This is a genomic window from Enterococcus sp. ZJ1622 (assembly GCF_011038845.1).
Lineage (GTDB): Bacteria > Bacillota > Bacilli > Lactobacillales > Enterococcaceae > Enterococcus_B.
The window spans coordinates 54,878-77,980 of sequence record NZ_JAAKDW010000007.1 but is presented as its reverse complement, the minus strand read 5'-3'; the positions used below and the strand labels follow the sequence as shown (position 1 = coordinate 77,980).

Here is a 23,103-nt window from a genome sequence, read left to right as displayed (position 1 = left end):
CTGCTACACTCACAAAAATTCCCCATTCTTTATTCTAGGTTTTATTTATTTTCAATCTTACTATAGCAAGATGCTTTCGGGATGTCAAACACGGCAATCACTGATCAAAAAAGGCTTCTCGGACCATGAACGATCCAAAAAGCCTGTCTTGTTTTTTCTCACTTATCTATCGAAAACCTCAAACCATCAAAGAGTATACGCCAACTGCTACGATCGCACCGATCATAGGTCCTACGATCGGCACCCATGAGTAAGCCCAGTCAGAAGTGCCTTTGTTAGCGATCGGTAATACCGCATGTGCTAAACGTGGTCCAAAGTCTCGGGCTGGATTGATTGCATATCCAGTCGGTCCACCAAGTGAAAGACCAATAGCTAAGATCAGTCCGCCGACAGCAAAGACGTTCGTTCCTGGCGCAAATTGGTTTTGTCCAAATGCCAATAGACCAAGCACTAAGACAAATGTACCAATCAATTCAGTGATCACGTTCGCTGGATAATTTCGAATAGCAGGTCCTGTTGCAAAAGTTCCTAAAATCGCATCTTGATTTTCAGTTGCACTCCAGTGAGGCAGGTAAGAAAGCCACACGAGGAATGCACCCAAGAATGCGCCTACTAGCTGCGCGATAATAAAAGGAATGACCAGATTCCAGCCGATCGCACCTGTCATCGCCATGGCTAGTGAAACTGCCGGGTTCAAATGTGCCGGTCCCATAAATCCTGAAATATAGACAGCCATCGTTACAGCTAATCCCCAACCAAACGCAATAACGATCCAACCAGAAGCTTGTGCTTTACTTTTGTTCAGATTGACTGCTGCACAAACGCCATCCCCTAGTAATACAAGGATCAGTGTTCCGATAAACTCCCCCATGATTTGGGTCATCTCTCCACTCATCTATTTCTCCTCCTTTAATTCGCGTAAATCTGATTCAGCGATCAGTTTTTCTAAATGATTGGCTTCTTGTGTCTTTTCTTCTTCTGACCAGCCAAAATAATTGGCGATCGCATCGATCACAGGCTGTTTGATCGCATCAAGCTGATCTCTTTCAAATAGCAGATGATTCGTACGACGGATCAGATAATCACCTGGCACCAGTACCATTTCTTCTTCCAAGCCATAACGCAATCGAGCAGATTCTGCCAGACTCAGTCCTGGATAAGGCTGCATTTCTTTTGCTAGTTCAAAGATTTTCTTCGCATTTGTCCCATAAAAATCAGCGATATAGGCTGCATCTGCTTCGTCTAATCCGGCTGCTATTCCTTCTTTCGTCAATTCTGCTACTGTTTCTTCCAGTTTTGTCGGGTCAAAGTCCCCGCCAGAAACAGGATATGTTTTCGAATCGATTTCTTTGAAGGTCAATTGATACTCTTCTTCCAAGAGTTGTCGGATCAGTTTCATCGCGCCTTCTGCCATTTTTCGGTAATCAGTGATTTTCCCTCCTGACAAGGTCAGTAGGCCATCTGGTTCTCTTTCCAAAGAACTTCCTCTAGAAATCGATGAAGGTGCTTTTTCATCTCGGCTGCTTTCCAGATGATTCAAGACATCTTCTACTTCGATCCGAGAAACTTTGTTATCCTTGAAATCGGTCACCGTTTCGATCACCTTATTGAAACTTTTGTCTGAGATCGAACCGTTGTCCCCTCCGTTATAGTCAGAACCTGAATTGCCGATCAGCAAAGGACGCAATCCTGCCCAGCTTGCTTCGATATCGTCTAAGGTGATGTTGGCTTCTGGGTAACGATGATTGATCACATCCAACAGATAATCGACGTCTTCTTGGGTGATTTTCGGATCCGTGAAATCGCCTTGATAATCCGTATCGGTTGTTCCGAAATACGTTTTGTTCTCGCGTGGGATCGCAAAGACCATACGTCCATCTTGTTTTCCTGTATCGAAATAAGTGGGCTGAGGAACTGGCAGTTTCTTCGCATCAACAACTAGATGGATCCCTTTTGTCGGACGCATTTTTGGTGAAACTGGCCGTTTGAAATTCAAGTTGCGCACTTTGTCGACCCATGGACCACTCGTATTGATCACCAGTTTCGCTTTGATCTCGATAACTTCATCTGTCAGCAGATCGCGTGCTTTCACACCAATGATCTTGTCGCCTTCGTATAAAAATCCAACCGCTTTCATTTTGCTTACTAGATAAGCGCCGTCTTCTGCTGCTTTTTTGATGTTGTCGATTACCAAGCGAGCGTCGTTGTTCCGAAAATCAAGATACACGCCTCCGCCTTTCAACCCTTCTTTTTTCAAAAAAGGTTCTCTTTCCAAGACTTCTTCAGGGGTCAATGTGTAGTTTTCATACTTCGTTCCTGTAACGTTTGCCAATTTGTCATAAAGATCCATCGCGATTTTGACAGAGAACATATTGAAGGTCGTTGCGCCTTCGTCTTCGTAGATTGGCAAGAGCATTGGGTCTGGTTTTGGAATGTGCGGAGCGATGCTTTGGACGACTGCTCGTTCGCCTACAGTGTCTGCGACTACTTCCACATCAAAGGTTTTGAGATACCGGATCCCTCCATGAACTAATTTTGTCGAACGTGAAGAAGTGCCTTCTGCAAAGTCCTGCATTTCGATCAAACCTGTTTTGATCCCGGCAGCTGCTGATTGCAGTGCGACACCGGCACCTGTGATTCCTCCACCAATGATCAATAGATCCAATTCTTCTTGCTGCATTTTCTTTATACTTTCTTGTCTCGTTTCTTTTGAAAACATATGCTGACCCTCCCTTTACTCGAATGCGCGTGTTGCTGTCACAGCTTTTTTCCAGCCATTGTACAGTTTTTCTCGTTGTTCTTCTTCCATTTGGACTTCAAATAATTTCCCTGCTTCGTAAAACTCTCGGATCTCATCTGTATCTTTCCAATACCCGACTGCAAGTCCTGCTAGGAATGCAGCACCTAGAGCAGTTGTTTCCAGATTTTCTGCTCGCTGGATCGGTACATTCAAGATATCTGTCTGGAACTGCATCAGATATTCGTTATTTGCTGCCCCACCATCGACTTTCAGTACAGGTATCTTGATTCCCGTATCGTCTTGCATCGTGTCGATGATATCTCGGACTTGATAAGCGATCGATTGCAAGGTTGCTTTGATGATATCTTCTTTCGTAGTCCCACGTGTCAGTCCGAACATGGCGCCTCGTGCTGCCTGATCCCAATAAGGTGCGCCTAATCCGACAAATGCAGGTACGACATAGACTTCATCATCATTCGTGGAACGTTTTGCTGCCTCTTCTGAATCACTAGCTTTTTGCAGCATCTGCAGTCCATCTCTCAGCCATTGGATCGAGGAACCGGCAACGAAGATACTTCCTTCAAGTGCATAGTAAACCTTTCCATTTATACCGTAGCCAATCGTCGTCAATAAATTATTTTTTGATAATTGCGGTTTCTCTCCTGTGTTCATCACGATAAAGGAACCTGTGCCGTAAGTGTTCTTGACCATCCCAGGTTCAAAAGCCATTTGTCCGAACAAAGCCGCCTGCTGGTCTCCTGCCATACCTGAGATCGGCGCTTCGCTTCCGTAGAAATGATAGCCTTGCGTATAGCCGTATACTTCTGAATTTGACGTTGCTTTCGGCAGCATCACCCGCGGGATATTCAATAGATCTAAAATCTCCTGATCCCAGTCCATCTGATGGATATTGAAAAGCATCGTACGGCTGGCGTTGGAATAATCAGTGACATGTGCTTGGCCATCTGTCAATTTCCAGACAAGCCAGGAATCGATCGTTCCGAAAAGCAGTTCTCCTTTTTCTGCGCGTTCCTGCGCACCTTCCACATGATCCAAGATCCAGCGAATCTTGGTAGCAGAGAAATAAGCATCGATCACTAATCCTGTTTTTTCATGAAAGAATTCCTGATAGCCTTCGTTTTTCAGATTATCTGCGATTCCTGCCGATTGTCGTGATTGCCACACGACGGCATGATAGATTGGACGACCTGTATCTTTTTCCCAGATGACCGTTGTTTCCCGCTGGTTAGTGATACCGATACCGGCGATTTGATTTGGTTTGATCCCAGATTCGATAAAGGCACCGGCGATCACTGACTGAACGGAATTCCAGATCTCATTCGCATCATGCTCTACCCAGCCTTCTTGCGGGAAATACTGCGTGAACTCTTTTTGTGAGCTTCCGATATGTCTTCCCTGCTTGTCAAAGATGATTGCTCGTGAGCTTGTCGTACCTTGGTCGATTGCCATGATATAAGTTGATTCTGTCATACTGTTTCCCTCCATTATCTGCAAACGCTTTCTTTGATAGTCTTATCATACTCCGTTTTCAAAAAAAGAAACTGCCAAATTTTTTTTGATTTTTCTTTTTTTTGACAGTTTTTCTATTTTTTGATAAAAGGAGCTTTAATTCTTTTCTTTTTTATAGGCTTCGATTCTTTTTTTCAATCGCGCAATGTCATAGCTAGACGCGAATTCAGATAAATAATACGTATTTACGTGTTGATTTCGTGGATTCAGCGTAATAACAAGGTCATAATCCTTGCCTTCTTCATAATTCTCGAGTTCAATCCCGCTGATCCCTTTTAATTCGCCGATCAAAAATTGCTGGAAAGCGACACGATAAATCGGTAATGTATTCAAATCGATCCCGATTACTACTGGCTTTGCGATATAAAAGTCGATCATCATCAAAACACTAGCGTAACGAAGCATCAGTTCATTGAAAGATCGTTCATCTGTTGCTTTTGAAGGAAGCTGCCTTCTCGCCGTTTCTTTTAGTTGATCCAGCAAACGGCTCAACGAGCGCCCTAACATCTGCTTTTGTTTTCTTAAAAGATTCCCTCGATCATATCGTTCCACTTTTCCATAAAAGAAATACCATTCATTGTCGATTTGAGCCAATTGATAGCCCACTGCTTTTTCTTCCTCGATCTTCAATCGTCTTGGGCGATAGTGCCACAACATAGTCTCTCGAATGTATGTGTCAAGAACTGCAGTAGGGAGTTTTTTACTGCGAGTCAGATCGTACTGATAGAATGTTTCTTCATCCATGATCGAAAAAGATACAAAGAAGCTGTAAAACATCAATGTCTCATAAACATTCAGCTGAGCTGCCGTCCGACTGAGATACATCACCAAGACTGGATCGATTGTTTGATATAAACGATCCGTCTGATAGAGCATTTTCTTGTCTTTCAACGAAGCAAACGTGCTTTTTTCACATAACAATCGTTTCTTAGTGATCCCTAACCAACAGGACAGCCTAGACATACTGATCGAAGAAAAAACGGTTTCCAGTGCACGCTCCAATCCCAAGAAAAGCGGTCTTTTTTCTGGCGTTTCTTGCAGATACAGCGGTCGCTGCTCTTCGGGAATGAATTGAAACAATTCATAATAAAAATAGCGGATCTGAAGCTCCTCACCATGCAGCTGCCCATTTTTGATCTGCAGTCCGAATTCTTTCAACAGCTGATTCAACTCTTTGATTTTCCGAAAAACTGAGGACTCGCTAAGATTGAACGCGGTCGCTAATCGGATGATCGATGCTTGCTGGTGTTCTAATAAAAAAATCAGTAGATTGAATTTCACACTTTCTTGCAGCAAAAACAAAAGAACTTGATCCAAGCTGATATCATCGCCTAATTCCAAAACAGCCTGATACTCATTTCTTCTTACTGCCACTGTTTGTTTCATTCGACTTCCGATCGATTCGATATCCTCTAGATACTGATCAAAAGCGGACTTTGAGAGGCCGCTTCTGTCTCTTAACTCAGGGATCGGCAGTGTCCCGCCTTCCATCACCAGTGTTCTCAAAATAACAAACTGAAGCTGCTCTTTTTTCTCTAATAGTTCTTCAATTTTCATTGGCAGAATCCGCCACCTTTGTCCACAGCTTGGGCACACGATATTCTGGCTGGAAGAATAGCTCCTGCTCCTCTAGCTGTGCCAGTGTCCACTGATGCTCTACCGCAATGGTCAGCAGATCGAGCAGATGGAAGATGGATGACTTGCTTTGAAGCTGAGCACCGATCAAATGCTGGTGCGTGTCACACAATAGTTTGAGCTTGACTGTTTTTCGACTGACTGCTGATACAGGGCATTCTATTTCATGGATCTCGATTTTTCCAGGGTAAAAAATACTTTCGCCTTCTGTGAGTCCGACACTTCCTAAATAATAACCAAACCACTGATTGCCAACAGGGCGATAGGTCCCGACATCTTTCGTTGGAAAACCGCTGATCGTTTTACTTACTGCTTGAGCTGTCCGTATCGCATTGTTGACTAAGGAAACAAACATTTTTTCTAGCGTTGGTCGAAAAGTGACTTGGATCGCATCTCCGATCGCATAGACATCTTCTTGAGAGGTCTGCAAATAATCATCGACCCAAATCGTCCCGTCATCATTCAATCTCAGCTGTTCTTTCCAGATGCGATTATCCGGTCGTGTGTGATTGGCAAGTAAGATGAGGTCGTACGCTTCTTTTCGCTTTTCTGTTTCTAGAAACGCTTCATTTTGTTCTGTCAGCACTTGAACTTGTTCCTTCAAAAATAAATGGACCCCTCGTTTTTCCATCTCTTTTGCTAAATCTTCAGTCATTTCCGCATCAAAGTAACGAAACAAAAGTGAGCGGCGACTTTCATAAAGATGGACTTCTTTTCCAGCAGTTATTACTGCTTCTGCTATGTCCAAGCCTACTTGGCCAGCTCCGATAATAGCTATTTTTTTGGCAGTTTCGATTTTTTGCTGCAGGTTTGCCATTTCACTTGAGGCTTTGACTGAATAAATCTGATCAAGTTCAGAAAGAGACAGTTCCGGGAAACTCTGGCTTGAACCGGTCGCTATGACTAAGCGATCGAATTGCATTGTTTCTCTGTTCTCATTGTCCTCATGATCCTTCGTACTTGCCAACATGATTTTTTTCCCTTTGATTCCAGTGACGGTCACACCAGTATAGACTTCGATATGATATTCCTTTGCTAGTTCTTCTTTCGTCATCCAGCACAGCTGTTCTTTGTCTGTGATCTTATGCTGTAGAAACAGACTGAAACCGCTCGGGATATAACCGATTTCATTTTGCTTTTCGATCAAAATGATCTCGCTGTCCGAACAATATCTTCGTAGTAACATTGCCGTATGGATACCTGCGAACGATCCGCCGACGATTACGATCTTCATTTGAATTCCTCTTTCTTTGACGAATGTGCCAGTGCCAATCTCGAAAACCCCTCAATATTCTAAACATGTGAAAAATTGCTTTTCTGACCGTTCTTACTGCTTGATGCAGAGCAGCTTTTTCACAACCTCTGATTCACGGTGTTCTCCTTCCAACTCCTCGGGCACAAGTCACAATATACATAAAACATGAGAAGCTGTTTTTTGAAATCGTTCCTTGTGCCTCAGAGTTAAACGGCAGACTCACAACCTCATAAACGGTGTTCCAGAAGTAGCTTCTTCGAAAATAAGCCGGAATTTCACAAAAATTTAAGAAGCAATTTTCGTAAATTCCTTCTTATTTCTTGAAGCTGCCCACTTCTGTCACAACCTCTATACTTGAAGGGTATCATTTATCGTATCATGTTTCAAAATATGTACTCTTTGAAATAAAAAAAGCTTATCTTCGACGATCCATCTATACCAATACTTCATGTAAAGTATAGATGATCCATCGAGATAAGCATGTGTGTGAATGTAATGGTGTTACAGTTCGTTACGAATTCGTGCGTAATGCTTTGACAACCGCTTCGCCTAGTTGATGGGCAGATTGCGGGTTTTGTCCAGTGAGCAAGCGACCATCGACGCGAACGATTTCTGCAAAAGCTGCTCCTGACTGATAATCTGCTCCTTTTTCTCTCAACGCATCTTCTGCCAAAAATGGCACTTCGTTTGTCGTACCATTTGCGGCTTCTTCTTCATTGCTGAATCCCGTTACTGTCCGACCAGCTAAAAGGGGACGACCAGCTTCATCTACAACCGGAAGCAGACCAACCACCCCGTGACAAACAGCAGTGACCAATCCGTCGTTTCGATAAATCGCAGAAGCAATCGTTCCTAGATCCTCAGCTTCCGGGAAATCCCACATCGTTCCATGACCACCTGCATAATAGATAGCGTCATAGTCTTCTGCTTTTACTTCATCAGGTCGCAAGGTATTGCCCAGTGCGCGATTACGGAAATCTTCGTCTTTATAGTAGGTCCAGTCGATTTCATCCATATTCAAGATGCTTTGAGGTTCTAATGGAATATAGCCGCCATTTGGGCTGACGAAATCTGCTTCGATGCCGTTTTTTGCCAGTACGTCATAAAAGTGTGTCAGCTCGCTAAGCCACAATCCAGTAGGACGATCGATGTTCGCATATTTTTCTACATTCGTTAATACGATCAATACTTTCATTTTTCCATCTTCTTTCCTATACATTAGGTGTTGTTTGATACCGTGCTTTTAAGAAATTATATAACGGACTAGGTAAATAAAGCTCCTGATACGCTTTTTCAAACGGTTTGACTACAAATTCCTCATCGCGATTTTCAGCTAGTTTGACTGCCCATTCAGGATCGACAATCATCTGTTGACCAACTGCAGCGAATTCTGCATGTGCCAGTACACGTGAAACATCGTTGCGGTTTCTGATGCTGCCAACACCTACCAGAGGAATTTTCCCTTGGAGCGTGTCATGTACATATTCAAGAATCGTTTTATCACTATAACGTTCAGAGCGAGCGATGCGGTCATACGTATTTAAAGATACATGCAGATAATCCAGTTTTGTTTCACGTAGCTGTTCTAAAAGCCAGATGGTATCTTCAAAACGGATCCCAGGAGTTTCAAATTCTTCAGGAGAAAAACGGTAGCCAACGATGAATGGTTTCTTCGCATAGGTATCGACCGCTGAAAAGACAGATTTCAACAATTCATCGATAAAGCGATAGCGATTTTCCAGACTACCACCCCAACGGTCTTCCCGTCGATTAGAGTGTGGGGAAAAGAATTGCTGGATCAGATACGTATTCGCTCCATGCAGCTCGACTCCGTCAAATCCGGCTTCGATCGCTCTGCGTGTTGCATCGCCAAATGCTTGGATTGTTTCCAAGATCTCCTCTTCACTTAATTCTCGAGGTGTTTCAGCATCTGGACGCTCCGCAGCGACTGCACTTGCAGAAACAGGCTGTTCTCCTGACAAAGTTGCCCGACTCGTCATACGGCCACCGTGGAAAATTTGTACGATCGCCTTTGCACCTTCTCCTTGGATCGCTTTAGCCAATTCACTTAAACGAGGGATCATTTCATCATGTGCGATGCTGAGTTCTCCCGGCCAGCCTTTACCGATATCTTGGACATTCGCTGCGCCAGTGATGACTGCGCCTAATCCTTTTGCTCGTTGCGCATAATAGGTGATTTCATCCTCTGTGATCACACCGTTGTAAAAGCTCAATTGTGTCGTCATAGGTGAGAGCATCAACCGATTTTTTAATGTTGTGCCAGACGATAAAGTTATCTGTTCGTTGAACTGTGTCATTGTCATTCCTCCATATCACTCTTACTTCGTTTTTTATTAAATCATTTAGTTAGGTGTACATGCAACTATATTGCTTAAAAAATTTTTTTATTTCTTTTTCAGTTTATCGGTTGCTTCGTTCATTGATTTTGCTAACTGTTCACTTGCTGCACTTCCTAAAGCAGCATTGTATGCCTGATGCAGTTCTTCCCAGCTTCCGTCAACTTCTTTTGAGAATGAATGCCCTTGTTCAGTAAGATAGACCAGAGATAATCGTCCTTCATTGACTGTTTTGACGTATCCTTTGTTTTCGAGCTTTTCTACAAAACGGGCGATCGTTGACGGTGCTGAATAAAGCATTTGGGCAATGTCCTTTTGTGGGATGCCGTCTTTTTCTTTTAAGATCAATAAGATGAATCCATAAGTCGGTGCAAGCCCAGTTTTTCTGAACGCTTCATCCGCTAATTTGTTCAGCATGCGATCCAGCTTTTTCACACTAAAGAAAAGACATTCATCTAAGGCTTTTTCGATCGGCTTTTCCATTTTATCCCCTCCATCAGCGTACATATCATAGTATGATTTTTATGATTTGTCAAAAAACAAGAGGTTGTGAAAGTAGTGCTTTGACCTGAGCATTAGAGAAGAAAAATGGAAAATAGTTCTCCATATTTTTCGTTTGGTTGGGCTTATTACCGCAGATGCAAGCTTTTGAACACTATTTATCAGGGTCATCGTTCCACTTTAAAACAAAAAAGTACAGCAAAACCTGCTGCACTTCTTTCGTTGCTGATTTTTCACGTGTTTCTGTTCGACTGACTCACTGTTTCTGTCAAACAGCTATTATTTATTTCATCTCCAGGGCGAATGCCTCGTAAGGCCGCAACTCCACATGTCCACTCGGTCTCTCTGGCAATTCGTAATTTGAGAGAATGACGGATAAAGCTTCACGTGGAACAGTGATCTGCTGCTTTGTTTCAGACAGATTGCAGATAATGAGCCACTCCTGTTCTTGATACGTGCGAGAATAAGCAAACACTTCATCTGGCGTATCTTCCAGCAGCTGATACTCTCCCCAGACGACGATGTCATTGTTTTTACGCAAAGAGATCAATTGTTTGTACGTATAAAAAATCGATCGTTTATCTGACAATGCTTGTTTTGCATTGATTTCCTTGTGATTCGGATTCACAGAAAGCCAAGGTTCAACGTTAGAGAATCCGGCATATCGCGTCTCGTCCCATTGCATAGGCGTTCTGGCATTATCTCTTCCTTTGGCGTTGATGGATCGCAGTACTTCTTCTTTTGAGTAACCTGATGCTATCCGCTCATGATACATATTGATCGTTTCGATATCGTTTGCTTCTGTGATATCGCTGATGGGATAATTCGTCATGCCCAATTCTTCCCCTTGGTAAATATATGGTGTCCCTTTCATCAAATGAAGCAAGATAGCAAACATCTTGGCACTTTCTATCCGATATTCTTTGTCATTTCCCCAACGTGAGACGATTCGTGGCAGATCATGGTTATTCCAAAACAAACTATTCCAACCCTCATCACCTAAAGAAGTCTGCCATTTAGAAAGTACAGTTTTCAATTCGGGTATACTCAACGGTTTCAGATCCCACTTGTCTTTGCCGTCTTGCTGATCCAATCCCACATGTTCAAATTGGAAAACCATCGATAGTTCCTTTCTTTTAGGATCGGAATAAAGTTTTGCACTCTCAGTAGTCGCTCCCCATGTTTCCCCCACAGTCATCAGATCTTTCCCACCAAACGTTTCACGGTTCATTTCCTGCAGATACTCATGCAGTTTGGGACCATTTCCAGTTATTTCTCTGTCTGGGACTTTTCCGATCATATCGATGACATCCATCCTGAACCCGCCGATACCTTTTCCGATCCAGAAATTCATCATCTGATAGATCGCATGGCGGACTTGTTCATTTTCCCAGTTCAAATCTGGCTGCCTTTTACTGTATAAATGCAAAAAGTATTGGCCTGTCTGCGCATCGAATTGCCAAGCAGAACCGCTGAATATCGAGCGTAATGCATTTGGTTCTTCGCCATTGACAGGATCACACCAAATATAATACTCGCGGTAAGGATTCTCTTTGCTTTTGCGTGCCTCAACAAACCACGGGTGTTCATCGGAAGTATGATTCACCACCAGATCCATGATGATACGGATATCTCTTTTTTTTGCTTCTGAGATCAGCTCTTCCATGTCTGCCATCGTACCGAATTCTGCCATGATCGCCTGATAGTCACTGATATCATATCCGTTGTCATCGTTTGGCGATCGGTAAACCGGCGAAAGCCAGATGGCATCGATCCCTAAATACTCAAGATAATCCAATCTCGAAATAACCCCCTGCAAGTCGCCGACCCCATCGTTGTTCGTATCTTGGAAACTTCTCGGATAGACTTGATAGACCACTGAATGATGCCACCAATTATGTGTCTTATGTGCCATTTTCTTCCTCCTGTCTGTACTTGTTTTATGATGAAAAACTGCTGTCATCCATAACTATTCCCAGAAATTGTAACGCTTTCAACCTTAAGAGTAAACAGGGGATTTGATGCTTGGTAACTGACTGAAATGCTCTATTTCCTGTTTTGATGCGTTTTTTTGGAAAAACAGTTCATTTCTGTTACCGTTAACAAAATCGAATGGTCAAAAAAAGTACTAGATCAAGCTGTCTTCGCTTCATCTAGTACTTCTTCATTATTTCACTATACGTTCAGTATCCACATGAATCCGATAAATACGAAGAACAACCCATACATGATTGGTGAGACTTCTTTGCCTCGTTTGGCTGCTAACATCGTGATCGGATAGAAAATGAATCCTAAAGCGATACCGTCAGAGATACTGTAAGTCAATGGCATACCGATCAGGATCAAGAATGAAGGGATCGCGATTTCCAGTTTTCCCCATTCGATTTGACGCAAGGATTGTGCCATCAAAACCCCGACCATGATCAAAGCAGGTGCTGTCACTTGTGAAGTAACGACCGACAATAATGGGGAAAAGAACAGGCCAAGCAAGAAGAAAATCCCTGTTGTGACTGCTGTGATCCCTGAACGTCCGCCAACTGCGATACCAGCAGAAGATTCGACAAATGCACCGACTGGAGAAGTACCAAGCAATGATCCAGCCAGCATCGCTGTCGAATCAGACGCTAAGGCTTTACCGACCCGCGGCATCTTGTTATCTCTCATGAATCCTGCCTGGTTTGCAAGACCAACTAAAGTACCAGCTGTATCAAAGAACGTTACTAGTAGGAACGTCAAAACAACTACCCACATCTGTAAGGAATTGATATCCCCTACATGTTTCAGCGCAACTAGGAAAGTCGGTTTCAAGCTAGGTGCTGCCGCAACGATTTGAGAAGGCATCGGGATCAGTCCAGTGATCAGCCCAAGAATCGTCGTTGCTGCCATCCCGATAAAAATACCTCCGGGAATACGGCGAACCAGTAAGATCGCTGTGATCGCCAAACCAAAAATCGTCAGCCAAGTCGTTCCCACGTTCAATGAACCCAAACCAACTAATGTCGATTCATTCGAAACGATGATCCCGCCTTCGCTCAATCCAAGAAAGGCAATAAACAACCCGATCCCGCCGGAAATCGCATATTTCAGATCTGATGGAATCGCATCGATGATCATTTCACGTAATTTGAAAATCGTGATCAGAATAAAGATCAGTGAAGCAACGAACACCCCTGCTAAAGCTGTTTCCCAAGGCACACCCATTCCTAAACAGACAGAATAAGCAAAGAACGCATTGATCCCTAACGCAGGCGCTGTTCCGATCGGATAGCGAGCTAAAACCCCCATCAAGATACAGCCGATCGCACTAGCAAGAGCTGTAGCGGTAAAAACAGCTCCTTCATCCATGCCAGAAGCCCCTAGAACTGTCGGATTGACGAACAAGATATACGCCATTGAAATGAATGTGGTAAATCCTGCTAATATTTCTCGTTTCACCGTTGTGTTTAATTTTTCTATCTCGAAGTAGGAAAGTATCTTTTCCTTCATCTTCCATCCCCCTAAAACCCGAACATTATAAAAAAAGTTCGTTAAAATTTCGATTTATCAATAAAACAACGTGTTCTATCATATACTAAAACATAACATAAGTAAACAAAAAATTCGAATTTTCAGCAAAACCCGAACATTAACTCTTCTGATTACACTTCAAGAACTTTCTGGTGAACATTCATTTTTCTGATGAGTTATCAAAAGTAAAACAAAAAAGACAAATCCTCCTGATTCGATTTGCCTTTTTCACTAAAAATCAACTTCATGTCGTTTCAATTATCCTTACTCACACGCTTTTGCTCTTCTTTGATAAATCCCTTCGTATCCACATGATTCATTTTGTTCAGTCCGCCAAATCCTGTGTCCACCATGTTTCCCCAGCCTTTTTGGTTCTTTTTCCCTGACTTTAGATTTCTTATTCTCAGCTTCTCGCTTCTTTTTGAACGCCTGTGCTTCAGATAGACTTCCAGCTTTCCCATCAGATTCATTGTCTTATCCTCCTTTGGCTTGCGCCCGTTCAGCTGCTTTCAGATTTCCCGATAACAAAATAATTTCCTTCCGGGTCAGAAAAATTGAAGGTCAGTACGCCATTGTTTTCCATGATTTCTCCCGGCTCCTCCATATTCTCATAGATTTCCTCGAACTGATCCGTAAAAAAGACAAGTGAAGGCGGTGGCCCTAATACTTCCGGAGAGAATTTTTGGATGAATACTTTTGGGAATATCCCTAATTCGAGCTCTTTGGAAATCGTTACGACGACACTTTGGAATTCTTCCGGCAACTCGATCGTTTCTGTGAGTGTCGCACCGATCTTCTCAACAAAAAACTGGCAGATCAATTCCACATCATCGACATAAAGCATCACTCGTGTTTTTTGGATCATCAGCTGTCCCTTCTTTCTGTTTCAATTTCTTTCAGTTATATTCACTGATCTGATTATACCACGAAAGCGTGAACAACTTGTATTTGATACTATTCAAGTAAAATAAACACAATTCCTGTACTTGACATAATCACTCAGATTTTTTCAAAAAAAAGGAACGGCAGAGAAGACTGTCATTCCTTTTTCGATCGTTTTTTATAATTCTGTTTCTGTCTCATCTTTGGTCAATGTATGTCTGACACTAGTCACACCGAATGTCTGATCGATCAGTTCTTTCAATGCATGGATTGCTTGAGCGCCACGTTCGGCTTGTTCTTTATTGATCGATTCGATGACTAGTACGGCTTTCCCAGTTTCTTCGGTCAGCATCGTCCGTTGTGCTTCTCTCCAATTGAGGCAACGGCAGATGGCTCCTTTTTCATCATAATAAATGATTTCTTCTGGTAAAGCAGGCGCATCGGATTCTGCACCAAGCGGTAAAAATGTCTCCCCGCCTTTTGCTTTGCCCAAGTGAAGGTCTCCTTCGATCTTTTCGATATCTTCACCACCACATGGTACTCCAAAGCGCAGTGAAATACTGTTATAGATATCGACAAGCGGATTGATCGGGAAAAATTCACGTTCCTGGTTGGCCCTTTTCAGCAATGCTTCGATCGACGAACGTGCGCCTTTTTTTGTTTTGAACAACGTAAACGCCTGGCGCCATTGGGCAATCACTTCGTTCTGGCTGAAAGGTTCTTCGGTCAGATAACTTCTTGCTTCTTTTGCTGCTTGATTGAGCAGTTGATGATAGGATTCTTCTTTTTCACTATCGACATGGTTATCGATTCCTTCTACGGCCAATAGTTCAATCGTTGCTTCAGGGAACAGTTCCCAAAAATTCGGATCGACAATTACTTTTTTCATAGCTATGCACCTCAATAATTAGTTGATTTTTTTGACAAGTATATAATCGGTTTGTGGATCGTCTCCCACATAAAAAATATGCTGACTATGGAAGATGAACCCGTGTTTCTTATAAAAAGCCTGCGCAGGCTGATTATGCTCCCATACACCTAGCCATACAGCGGACTTTTTCTTTGCTCTTGCTTTTTTGAACGCTAATTCCAGTAGCCATGTACCGATTCTTTGATGTTTGAATGACTTTCGGACATAGATTCGCTCGATTTCTAGAAAGGAATGACCCATCTCTTCCGATTGCGCTTCTTCTGTGTTCAATTTCAAATAGCCGGCTGGTTCACCAGCCACTGTTACCAAAATAAATTCTGTATGGATCTCCTGCAGTTCCTGCGTCAATTGTGTTCGGCTATAGGCTTGGGAAAGGTAATCTTCCAGCTGTTCCGGCGTATTGTCCTTGCCGAACGTATCAGTAAATGTCTCTATACTGATCCGTTGCAGTAAGTCCACATCTTCAAGTGTCATCTTTCTGCTTTTGATTTCTATCACAGATACGTTCCTTTCAGTAATTTCTTTTGCTGCCCTTTTTTACAAAGTTCCAGTCCTCACTGACATTTTCTCTCACTCGCTTCAGCAGTATCTCCAGCTGTTCGGCTTCCTTTTCAGTGAGTCCTTTCAGTGCTGTCTGGTTGGAATAGTTGTTCTCACGGATGATAAATGGATATACTTCAGAACCTTTTGCCGTTGGATAAAGCTTTTTGATCTTTTTATTCTCAGCATCTGCTAATCGTTCGATGAATCCATTCGTTTCTAGTTTCTTGATGGCACGTGCCGTTGTCGTTCGATCGACTTTGATCATTTCTGCCAGTTTTTCTTGGATGATGCCTGGGTTCTCACAAATCCGTACAAGATAGAGATATTGTCCTCTGGTAAGGTCTACTTCTTTGAACTCGATATTGCTGATGGAGTCTAGCGCGCGTGCAATCATACCGATCTCACGGAGAATTTCGGCCATTTCTTCCCTCCTTCATATCATTCTTATCTTTAGTTTACTTATTTTTGTTGCAAATGCAACTATTTTTCGATAAAAAAACGAGTTCTTTTTTGATGATTCGCAAAGTATCCCGCTTTCTCCCATTACGAAAAACTCAATCGCAATAGATCTGGTCTTCGTTTCCTAAGATAAGCAACTGCTTCTTTGTCGTTCGCTTTTCTGATAGCTTTGGCAATTCTTCTATACTAAAAAACCCCATATCGGAATTTTCATTGTTCTCAATAAACTTGGCATCTCCATCGTGGATCGTACAAGCAAATACAAGTTTATAATACTGGAAAAGCTGTGGGATATCTTTTTGCTTGTTCGTGTCAAAAACCGCTCGTAGATGAGTAGATCCTACTGTTAATCCTGTTTCTTCATAGACTTCTTTACGCACGTTTTCTTCAGGGGACAATCCTATTTCGGCAAATCCGCCTGGCAGGGACCATTCTTTCGTCCGTTTGTCTTCGATCAGTAGGATCTTGTCGTCTTTTTTGATATAGGCACGGACGTCTACTTTTGGCGTTGGATGACCTTCTTCAACTGCTGTGAGCGCTTGTATCTCTTCAAAAGTTTCTTTTCCTATTTCACTGATCAATTCCAATGCGATCGTCCGGATCTCCTCAAAACGTTCTTTATCAAACACATCTTTTCCATAATACAGACCAGCTTGAGAAAGTGCGAGTAGTCTTTTATATTGCGCCAGCTTATTATCCATTCTCTCCCCTTCTTTTCAGCAAATGTATGACTATGTAATCAAGTATAGAAGACTGTCCTAATTACGGCAAATAAACGTAAGGAGATCTGCAATAAATAAAAGAATGTTAAAAATATCCTAGAACAAAAAGACACTCGGCTCTTCTGAGGCTAGGTCAAAAGTCTTGTCGCAGTTCCTTTTTCCGAATAAACGGTGTTCTCCTGCCAACTCCTCGGGCACAAGTCACAATATTCATCAAACATGAGAGGCTGTTTTTTGAAATTGTTCCTTGTGCCTCAGAGTTAAACGGCAGGCTCACAACCTCCGAGTGTCTCTATTAATTATCCATACTAAATCGTTTCTTCGTTATTTATTATCATTGATTTCTTTTTCTAATTGATCCAATAGCGGAGTGTAGTCGACTTGAGTATAGTCTGTTACATCGAATTCATATAGTGTCCCTAACTGGAATTCGTCATATTTTCGGTCAGTGATGATCTTTTTGAATGCTTCTTTCGTAATATGGTTCGTCCCTTTCGTTCGATCTTCCAATACGTCACCATAATGATAATGATCCATGATATAGCTCAAATGACGATCGGGCTCACGATCACGTTTGTATCGGCGTTGCCATAACACTTCAAAGTCTGCTGTCAGGCGAATCGTGATCACCTGATATCCGTATTTTTCTGCTAGTTCTTGGAGTCGAGATTTTTGCTTATCACTAAAAGGATATTCGGACACGATCACTTTCTTTCCTGCTTCCATGTACAAATCGAGAGCTTTGTAATAGAAAGGATAGACTTTTGTCCTTTCTTGTTCCGCCCGTTCTTCCAAGTTGTCAAAACCGATGGATTCTGCATAGTATTCCTTGATTTCATCGAGTGTGATCGAATACATATCTGGAAATCGTTCTTTCAGTTCATTCATAAGATACGTTTTTCCTGTACCGGGGCTACCAGCTAGGAGAATGAAATACTTTTTCATTTCATCTGTTTCCTAAATTGATCGGACTTTCCAAGTTCATGAATAGACCGATCTTATGTTTGACGATTTCTTTTACTGCTTCATTTGCTGGAATCACATTATGGCGAAGAGACTTGTTGATTTCTGTTTCGCTGAAGGTTCCTTTAGCCACTTTTGTCCAGTTGACTAGAAGCTCCGTTCCAACATTGAATTTACGGATCCCATTATTGATCAATTCAGGATAATCTTCTTCTTTCACACCTGTCCCGCCATGGATGACTAGGGGTACATCGACTACTGCATCGATTTCTTTCAGCAAAGGGATGTTCACTTCTGTTTTTGACTTGAATTGTCCATGATTCGTACCAATGGCAATAGCTAATGCATCTACCCCTGTAGCTTCTACGAATTCCACTGCATCTTCCGGTCTTGTATAGACTTTGTCATTCTCAGCGACATGGATCCCCTCTTCTGTACCGCCAATCGTTCCAAGTTCTCCTTCTACGGAAACACCGTGTGCATGGGCATATTCTACAACTGCTTTTGTCTTCAAGATATTTTCTTTGAAAGGAAGATGAGAGCCGTCATACATGACAGAAGTATATCCGCTGTCGATTGCTTCTTTGATATCATCAAAATCGCGAGCATGGTCTAAGTGCAAGACTGCATCGACCATCTCTTCTTCTGCAATAGCTGTCATTACATTGACTAACACATGCATGCCGATATATTTAGCGGTATCGACACTTGTTTGGATAATGATTGGCGAACCCATTTCTTTTGCTGCGCCTAACATGGCCGGAAGCATCTCTAAGTTATGCGTATTAAAAGCTCCGACTGTAAAATTCAATTCTTCCGCTGTTTTTGTTACTTCTTTCAGTGTTGTATACATCTTTCATTGCCACCTTATCTTTTTATTTATTTCCTTTGATCGTTACTTGCTTTGCGATTTGCCGCATCTCATCCATTTTGACCATGTAGTAATCGATACCTTGATCATCCCCAGCACGAGCAGCATCCGCACGTTTTCGGTTATAAAGGCTCATAAGTTTTTTATATCCATCTCCGATCGTCTGTTTATTTTCCAGACTTTTTTCTAAGCATCGGATCGCCTGGTCGTTCTCATATAATTCAGAAAATTTAAGTCCAGCCTGTTCATAAAGTTTCGCTAGTCTGTCCTTATCTTGGGTAGTTGAAATCTCTTGATTCAAATGTGTGATCTCTGATCGAATCTTTTCGGTTGCTTCTGGCGAGAGTACTTTTTCTTCCACCAGTCCTTTTTTCGGTTCATTTTCTTTTTTCTTAAAAAATCCAAACATCGTTTTCCCTACTTTCAATTAGAATGCTTTCAAAATTGGGCTCAAGATCCATGCATATAAGAGCGCGGCAGCTACTGTGTCTACATCAGTTGCTGTAGCATTGATGAATCCCATGGAATTGAAGATCGTTACTAGCAAAGCAGGCAATAATGTGATAAAGAACCCATGAGCGACACCGCCAATGATCGCTCCTCGACGTCCGCCAACTGCATTGCCAAATATCCCTGCTGTTCCTCCGGCAAAGAAATTCGTTAGCATACCTGGTAAGATCATCGCCAAACCGAACATCGGCAAAGTGAACATGGCAATGATCGTACCGATCGTTGTCGTGATGAACCCTAAAATGACAGCATTGGGGCTATAAGGAAAGAAAACTGGACAATCTAAGGCAGGAATCGCATCAGGAACTAATTTCATCGCTATCCCTCGAAATGCGGGCACGATCTCTCCCAATAGCAACCGTACGCCGGCTAACAATACATACACACCTACTACGAATTGGATCGCTTGTAAAAAGGCAAACATGATATAGTTTTGATCTCCAGATAATTCAGAAGCGAATGGCTCACCTGCAAATAAAACAGTGATGATATATAGCGGGACCATCACTACCATGACGGACAAATAAGTATCTTGCAAAAACTCGAAATGTGTCGGCAATTTGATATCTTCGATCGATTTTTTGTTTTCACCTTTCTCGCCAAAAATCTTAGCAACACCTGCTTCAAATAAATATCCGATCGTACAAAAATGACCTAAAGCAATATCATTCGATCCTGTGATCTTACGAATGATCGGTTGCGCTACTGCCGGCATAGCAATCGCGAAACAAGCGCCGACAAAACCACCGACCAAGATCAATACGATGCCTCGCAGCCCGGCAAAATAGCCGAAGACTGTCGTCATCGTGGCCATCCATAAAATTGCTTGACCGGTCAGAAAAATGTACTTCCATTTTGTGAAACGAGCTAGAATGATATTGAATATAAAAATGGCTAAGAACGTTAGTGCGATATCTCTGCCTAAGCCTAAATCATTCATCGCTTGGCCATTGATGGACTCAATAGAAGGGATGATCCCTTGCATATGGAATCCTTCAGTAAAAATTTTCCCGAAATAAGTCAAGCTTCCAACGATGATGCTCGAACCAGCGCTCAATACTTGGAATCCTAGGAGTGTCTTTAACGTGCCAGAGATGACTTGTCCTGCTGTTTTCTTCTGCAAAAGTAGACCCAACATAGCAATCAGTGCAATGGTGATCGATGCCTGAGTCAAAATATTTTCGATGATAAAATTGATAACGCCCATCTTTTTACCCTCTTTTCTTTTTTATTTAGATAACTCCTTTATCTTGTAGAACTGGGGTGATTTTTTCTTCAATTTCATTTTTCGAGACAATATTTTTCAAATAGATCATCGCCGTTTTTGGATCGACTGTGAATTTTTCGAACTGCGAACGAAAATTTTCTGCTGTGATGATCACATCTGGTTTCATGGAAACTGCAGAAGAAATATCACAATGGTCCAGTTTGGCTTCTACCCCTAATTTGTTCAACACATCCTCAGCAGACATCTGTGCTGCAAAACTGCTTCCTAAACCTGCACCGCATACGAATAAAATGTTCAATTTGTTCATCTTTGTTCTCCCCCGTATCATTTATTATTTCTCACCTGCTGAAAAAAGCAGTTGTTTGAAATCTTCGACATTCGTGCATTCGGACAATCGATCCAACTTCTCTTCGTTGTTGATCAGTTCGATCAGTTCTTTCATGATATTCAGATGCGAGTAGGAATCTACTGCCGCCAGACAAAAAATAATCTTTACTGGATCCATTTCAGGATTACCAAAATCGATTGGTCGTTCGATCGTAGCTACGCTGACTCCTAACTTATTGACCCCATCTTCTGGTCGAGCATGGGCTAGCGCCATGTGTTTGCCAATCACGATATATGGACCATATTCATTCACTGCGCGGATCATCGCTTCGACATAGCGTTCTTCGACAATGTTTTCTTTGACCAATGGTTTAGCAGCTAGTTCGATCGATTCCTCCCAAGTAATGGCTTTTTCTTTGATCATAATATTGCTGTCCGTCAAAATATCTTTTAACATAGGCTGGATCTCCCTTTTGTTGATTTCTAAATTGTTTGTTTCGAATAGTTTTTCCAACTTGCCATAGATGATGCGATCCACTCGGCCACCACTTTCTTCCATGACGGCTATTATTTGAGTGAACAACTCCGTCGATTCATGACTGTTAGGCTCTAAACGCTGTAGTCCTTCATTTCTTTTCAAGAAGTCTTCTATAACCAAGACATTCGTCTCAGTCAAAATCGGATCGACAACTAAAAGCGGTTTATTTCGGTAATTCAATTGAAAGGTGCTGAAAACTAGATCGACATCCAGTTTATCCACCAAATCGATTTCTTTTGAACTTAAAACTGCAACAATCTCGATCTGAGGAAATTTTTCTTTCAGGTTTTCTGCTAACAGATTCCCGGTAGCCATACCGTGATTGCAGACAACGACTGATTGATAAACATAATTCAAGTCTCGCTTGATCACACTGGCGATCGTCGAAAAGTGGATGACAAGAAAAGCTATCTCGTCCTCAAGCATCTTGCCACCAATCACTTCTTCAATCGTAGGAACAAAATGAGTGACGGCGCGGTAGATCGAAAAATAATTCGTTCGGATATTTTCTTTCAATGGATTCATGACTTGGATATCGTTCTTGATCCTTACGATCAGAGCAGCCATGTGTTTATAGAGATTTTCGAATAAAGCTTCTTCTTTTAGATTGAAAGGGATGCGTGTCTCGTTCTCTACAGATTGGATCAATTGGATCGTTAGCAATTGAGCTTGTACCCACTCGATCGAATTGGAGATATCTCTAGCATTGAACGTCTCGATAGTGAAACGAAGGTAATTTCTTTCTACTTGCGGGACATTAGCCAATTGAAATCCCTCGATCATGAGATCCATAAATGCAGAAAAGCTGCTGTCTTTTATTTCTGTATTTTTCCAATTGATCGCAGAGATAAATTCATGCTTCCTGATTCGCTGGACCCAGATCAATGTAAAAAGCAGGATTTGCTTTTTATACATCTCATCCTCTTGTTTCGATAACTTCTCGGAATAGATCTCCTCTATTTTTTTGATTTCCGCCAAAGAAAAATAATGGAGAAAGATTTTTTGAGCTGGTGTTGATTGCGAATCTTGGTCCATAAAGAAGTCGGTCATCCCCAGATTCTGATTGATAAAATCATAGATCATCGTACGGATAGACCGTTCTGGACCTTTATAGACCAGTCCTTGCTTTCCATAACTGACGATCTCGATCCCATAACTGACCAGCGTTGCCCGTAAACGTCTCATATCTTCATCTAATGTACTTTTAGAGATTTGGAATTCTTCTTCTTTTCTGTTTAGGTGGATCGGGCTCCGGCTGTAAGCAATGGCTAAAACTAAATCAAAAATGCGTTCGCGCCGATTCAAAAATCCGTCTTTCACATCTTTTATTTCAGTTTCTAATCGAACTTGCTTGTCAGCCTCCAGCTTCAACAAAAAACCTTTATTGCGAATCGTACGGATTTCCGGAAGCTGTTTACTGCTCAGCCAGATGTTCGCTTCAAGAACTTCATTACGGATCGTCCGCTGACTGACATTGAATTCAGATGCTAGATGTTCCGCTTTTATCGGATATTGGGCTGTCAAGATTCTGTGAAGTATTTCAATCGTTCTTGTTTTCATAGAAATGATCTCCTTCTGATTCCAAGTATATGGTTCCGCTTACA

The 23,103-nt window shown here is 42.1% G+C and carries 22 protein-coding genes; all 22 read right to left on the bottom strand.

The annotated features are described in order from the left end of the window. Positions 1 to 178: 178 nt before the first annotated feature. The 22 genes from G7Y42_RS08285 to G7Y42_RS08180 all read right to left on the bottom strand — a co-directional run bounded on the left by G7Y42_RS08285 (position 179) and on the right by G7Y42_RS08180 (position 23,059). The gene (locus G7Y42_RS08285) at positions 179 to 895 is read right to left on the bottom strand and encodes an MIP/aquaporin family protein (protein ID WP_165005690.1); all 717 of its coding nucleotides are present in this window, start codon (positions 893 to 895) and stop codon (positions 179 to 181) included. Continuing rightward, positions 896 to 2,719 (bottom strand): type 1 glycerol-3-phosphate oxidase, encoded by a 1,824-nt coding sequence (gene glpO / locus G7Y42_RS08280; protein ID WP_165005689.1) that lies wholly within the window; start codon positions 2,717 to 2,719, stop codon positions 896 to 898. 15 nt (positions 2,720 to 2,734) lie between these two features. Continuing rightward, positions 2,735 to 4,231 carry a glycerol kinase GlpK gene (gene glpK / locus G7Y42_RS08275; protein ID WP_165005688.1) on the bottom strand — a complete coding sequence of 499 codons (1,497 nt, stop codon included), beginning with the start codon at positions 4,229 to 4,231 and terminating at the stop codon, positions 2,735 to 2,737. A gap of 135 nt (positions 4,232 to 4,366) precedes the next feature. Continuing rightward, complete coding sequence (locus G7Y42_RS08270) at positions 4,367 to 5,827, bottom strand: helix-turn-helix domain-containing protein (RefSeq protein ID WP_165005687.1); 1,461 nt, start codon at positions 5,825 to 5,827, stop codon at positions 4,367 to 4,369. After that, complete coding sequence (locus G7Y42_RS08265; protein ID WP_165005686.1) at positions 5,817 to 7,139, bottom strand: FAD-dependent oxidoreductase; 1,323 nt, start codon at positions 7,137 to 7,139, stop codon at positions 5,817 to 5,819. The genes G7Y42_RS08270 and G7Y42_RS08265 overlap by 11 nt, the downstream gene beginning before the upstream one ends. Positions 7,140 to 7,671: 532 nt before the next feature. Continuing rightward, positions 7,672 to 8,355 (bottom strand): type 1 glutamine amidotransferase domain-containing protein, encoded by a 684-nt coding sequence (locus G7Y42_RS08260; protein ID WP_165005685.1) that lies wholly within the window; start codon positions 8,353 to 8,355, stop codon positions 7,672 to 7,674. Positions 8,356 to 8,371: 16 nt separating this feature from the next. Next, complete coding sequence (locus G7Y42_RS08255; protein ID WP_165005684.1) at positions 8,372 to 9,478, bottom strand: NADH-dependent flavin oxidoreductase; 1,107 nt, start codon at positions 9,476 to 9,478, stop codon at positions 8,372 to 8,374. An 87-nt stretch (positions 9,479 to 9,565) separates the two neighbouring features. After that, complete coding sequence (locus G7Y42_RS08250) at positions 9,566 to 10,000, bottom strand: winged helix-turn-helix transcriptional regulator (RefSeq protein WP_165005683.1); 435 nt, start codon at positions 9,998 to 10,000, stop codon at positions 9,566 to 9,568. A gap of 301 nt (positions 10,001 to 10,301) precedes the next feature. Next, positions 10,302 to 11,933 (bottom strand): alpha-glucosidase, encoded by a 1,632-nt coding sequence (locus G7Y42_RS08245; RefSeq protein WP_165005682.1) that lies wholly within the window; start codon positions 11,931 to 11,933, stop codon positions 10,302 to 10,304. Between the two features lie 260 nt (positions 11,934 to 12,193). Further along, a complete protein-coding gene (locus tag G7Y42_RS08240) occupies positions 12,194 to 13,504 on the bottom strand; it encodes an NCS2 family permease (protein ID WP_165005681.1) in 1,311 nt (436 codons plus the stop codon). A 275-nt stretch (positions 13,505 to 13,779) separates the two neighbouring features. Next, positions 13,780 to 13,995 carry a hypothetical protein gene (locus G7Y42_RS08235; protein WP_165005680.1) on the bottom strand — a complete coding sequence of 72 codons (216 nt, stop codon included), beginning with the start codon at positions 13,993 to 13,995 and terminating at the stop codon, positions 13,780 to 13,782. A gap of 29 nt (positions 13,996 to 14,024) precedes the next feature. Next, complete coding sequence (locus G7Y42_RS08230; protein WP_165005679.1) at positions 14,025 to 14,390, bottom strand: VOC family protein; 366 nt, start codon at positions 14,388 to 14,390, stop codon at positions 14,025 to 14,027. A 195-nt stretch (positions 14,391 to 14,585) separates the two neighbouring features. Beyond that, positions 14,586 to 15,296: a phenylalanine--tRNA ligase beta subunit-related protein gene (locus G7Y42_RS08225; RefSeq protein ID WP_165005678.1), complete on the bottom strand. Its 711-nt coding sequence runs from the start codon at positions 15,294 to 15,296 to the stop codon at positions 14,586 to 14,588. Between the two features lie 18 nt (positions 15,297 to 15,314). Next, entirely contained in the window at positions 15,315 to 15,812 is a 498-nt protein-coding gene (locus G7Y42_RS08220) for an N-acetyltransferase (RefSeq protein WP_206215454.1), read from the bottom strand. Positions 15,813 to 15,849: 37 nt separating this feature from the next. After that, positions 15,850 to 16,302, bottom strand: a complete 453-nt coding sequence (locus tag G7Y42_RS08215; protein WP_165005676.1) for a MarR family transcriptional regulator — start codon at positions 16,300 to 16,302, stop codon at positions 15,850 to 15,852. A 133-nt stretch (positions 16,303 to 16,435) separates the two neighbouring features. Beyond that, a complete protein-coding gene (locus tag G7Y42_RS08210) occupies positions 16,436 to 17,041 on the bottom strand; it encodes an NUDIX hydrolase (protein WP_165005675.1) in 606 nt (201 codons plus the stop codon). Between the two features lie 345 nt (positions 17,042 to 17,386). Further along, positions 17,387 to 18,007 carry an AAA family ATPase gene (locus G7Y42_RS08205; RefSeq protein WP_165005674.1) on the bottom strand — a complete coding sequence of 207 codons (621 nt, stop codon included), beginning with the start codon at positions 18,005 to 18,007 and terminating at the stop codon, positions 17,387 to 17,389. A 1-nt stretch (position 18,008) separates the two neighbouring features. Beyond that, positions 18,009 to 18,878 (bottom strand): class II fructose-bisphosphate aldolase, encoded by an 870-nt coding sequence (locus tag G7Y42_RS08200; protein ID WP_165005673.1) that lies wholly within the window; start codon positions 18,876 to 18,878, stop codon positions 18,009 to 18,011. A gap of 22 nt (positions 18,879 to 18,900) precedes the next feature. Continuing rightward, complete coding sequence (locus G7Y42_RS08195) at positions 18,901 to 19,305, bottom strand: tetratricopeptide repeat protein (protein ID WP_165005672.1); 405 nt, start codon at positions 19,303 to 19,305, stop codon at positions 18,901 to 18,903. Positions 19,306 to 19,323: 18 nt separating this feature from the next. Further along, positions 19,324 to 20,613: a PTS sugar transporter subunit IIC gene (locus G7Y42_RS08190; RefSeq protein WP_165005671.1), complete on the bottom strand. Its 1,290-nt coding sequence runs from the start codon at positions 20,611 to 20,613 to the stop codon at positions 19,324 to 19,326. Positions 20,614 to 20,638: 25 nt separating this feature from the next. Continuing rightward, complete coding sequence (locus tag G7Y42_RS08185; protein ID WP_165005670.1) at positions 20,639 to 20,941, bottom strand: PTS sugar transporter subunit IIB; 303 nt, start codon at positions 20,939 to 20,941, stop codon at positions 20,639 to 20,641. A gap of 24 nt (positions 20,942 to 20,965) precedes the next feature. Continuing rightward, the gene (locus G7Y42_RS08180; RefSeq protein ID WP_165005669.1) at positions 20,966 to 23,059 is read right to left on the bottom strand and encodes a PTS sugar transporter subunit IIA; all 2,094 of its coding nucleotides are present in this window, start codon (positions 23,057 to 23,059) and stop codon (positions 20,966 to 20,968) included. Positions 23,060 to 23,103 lie beyond the last annotated feature (44 nt).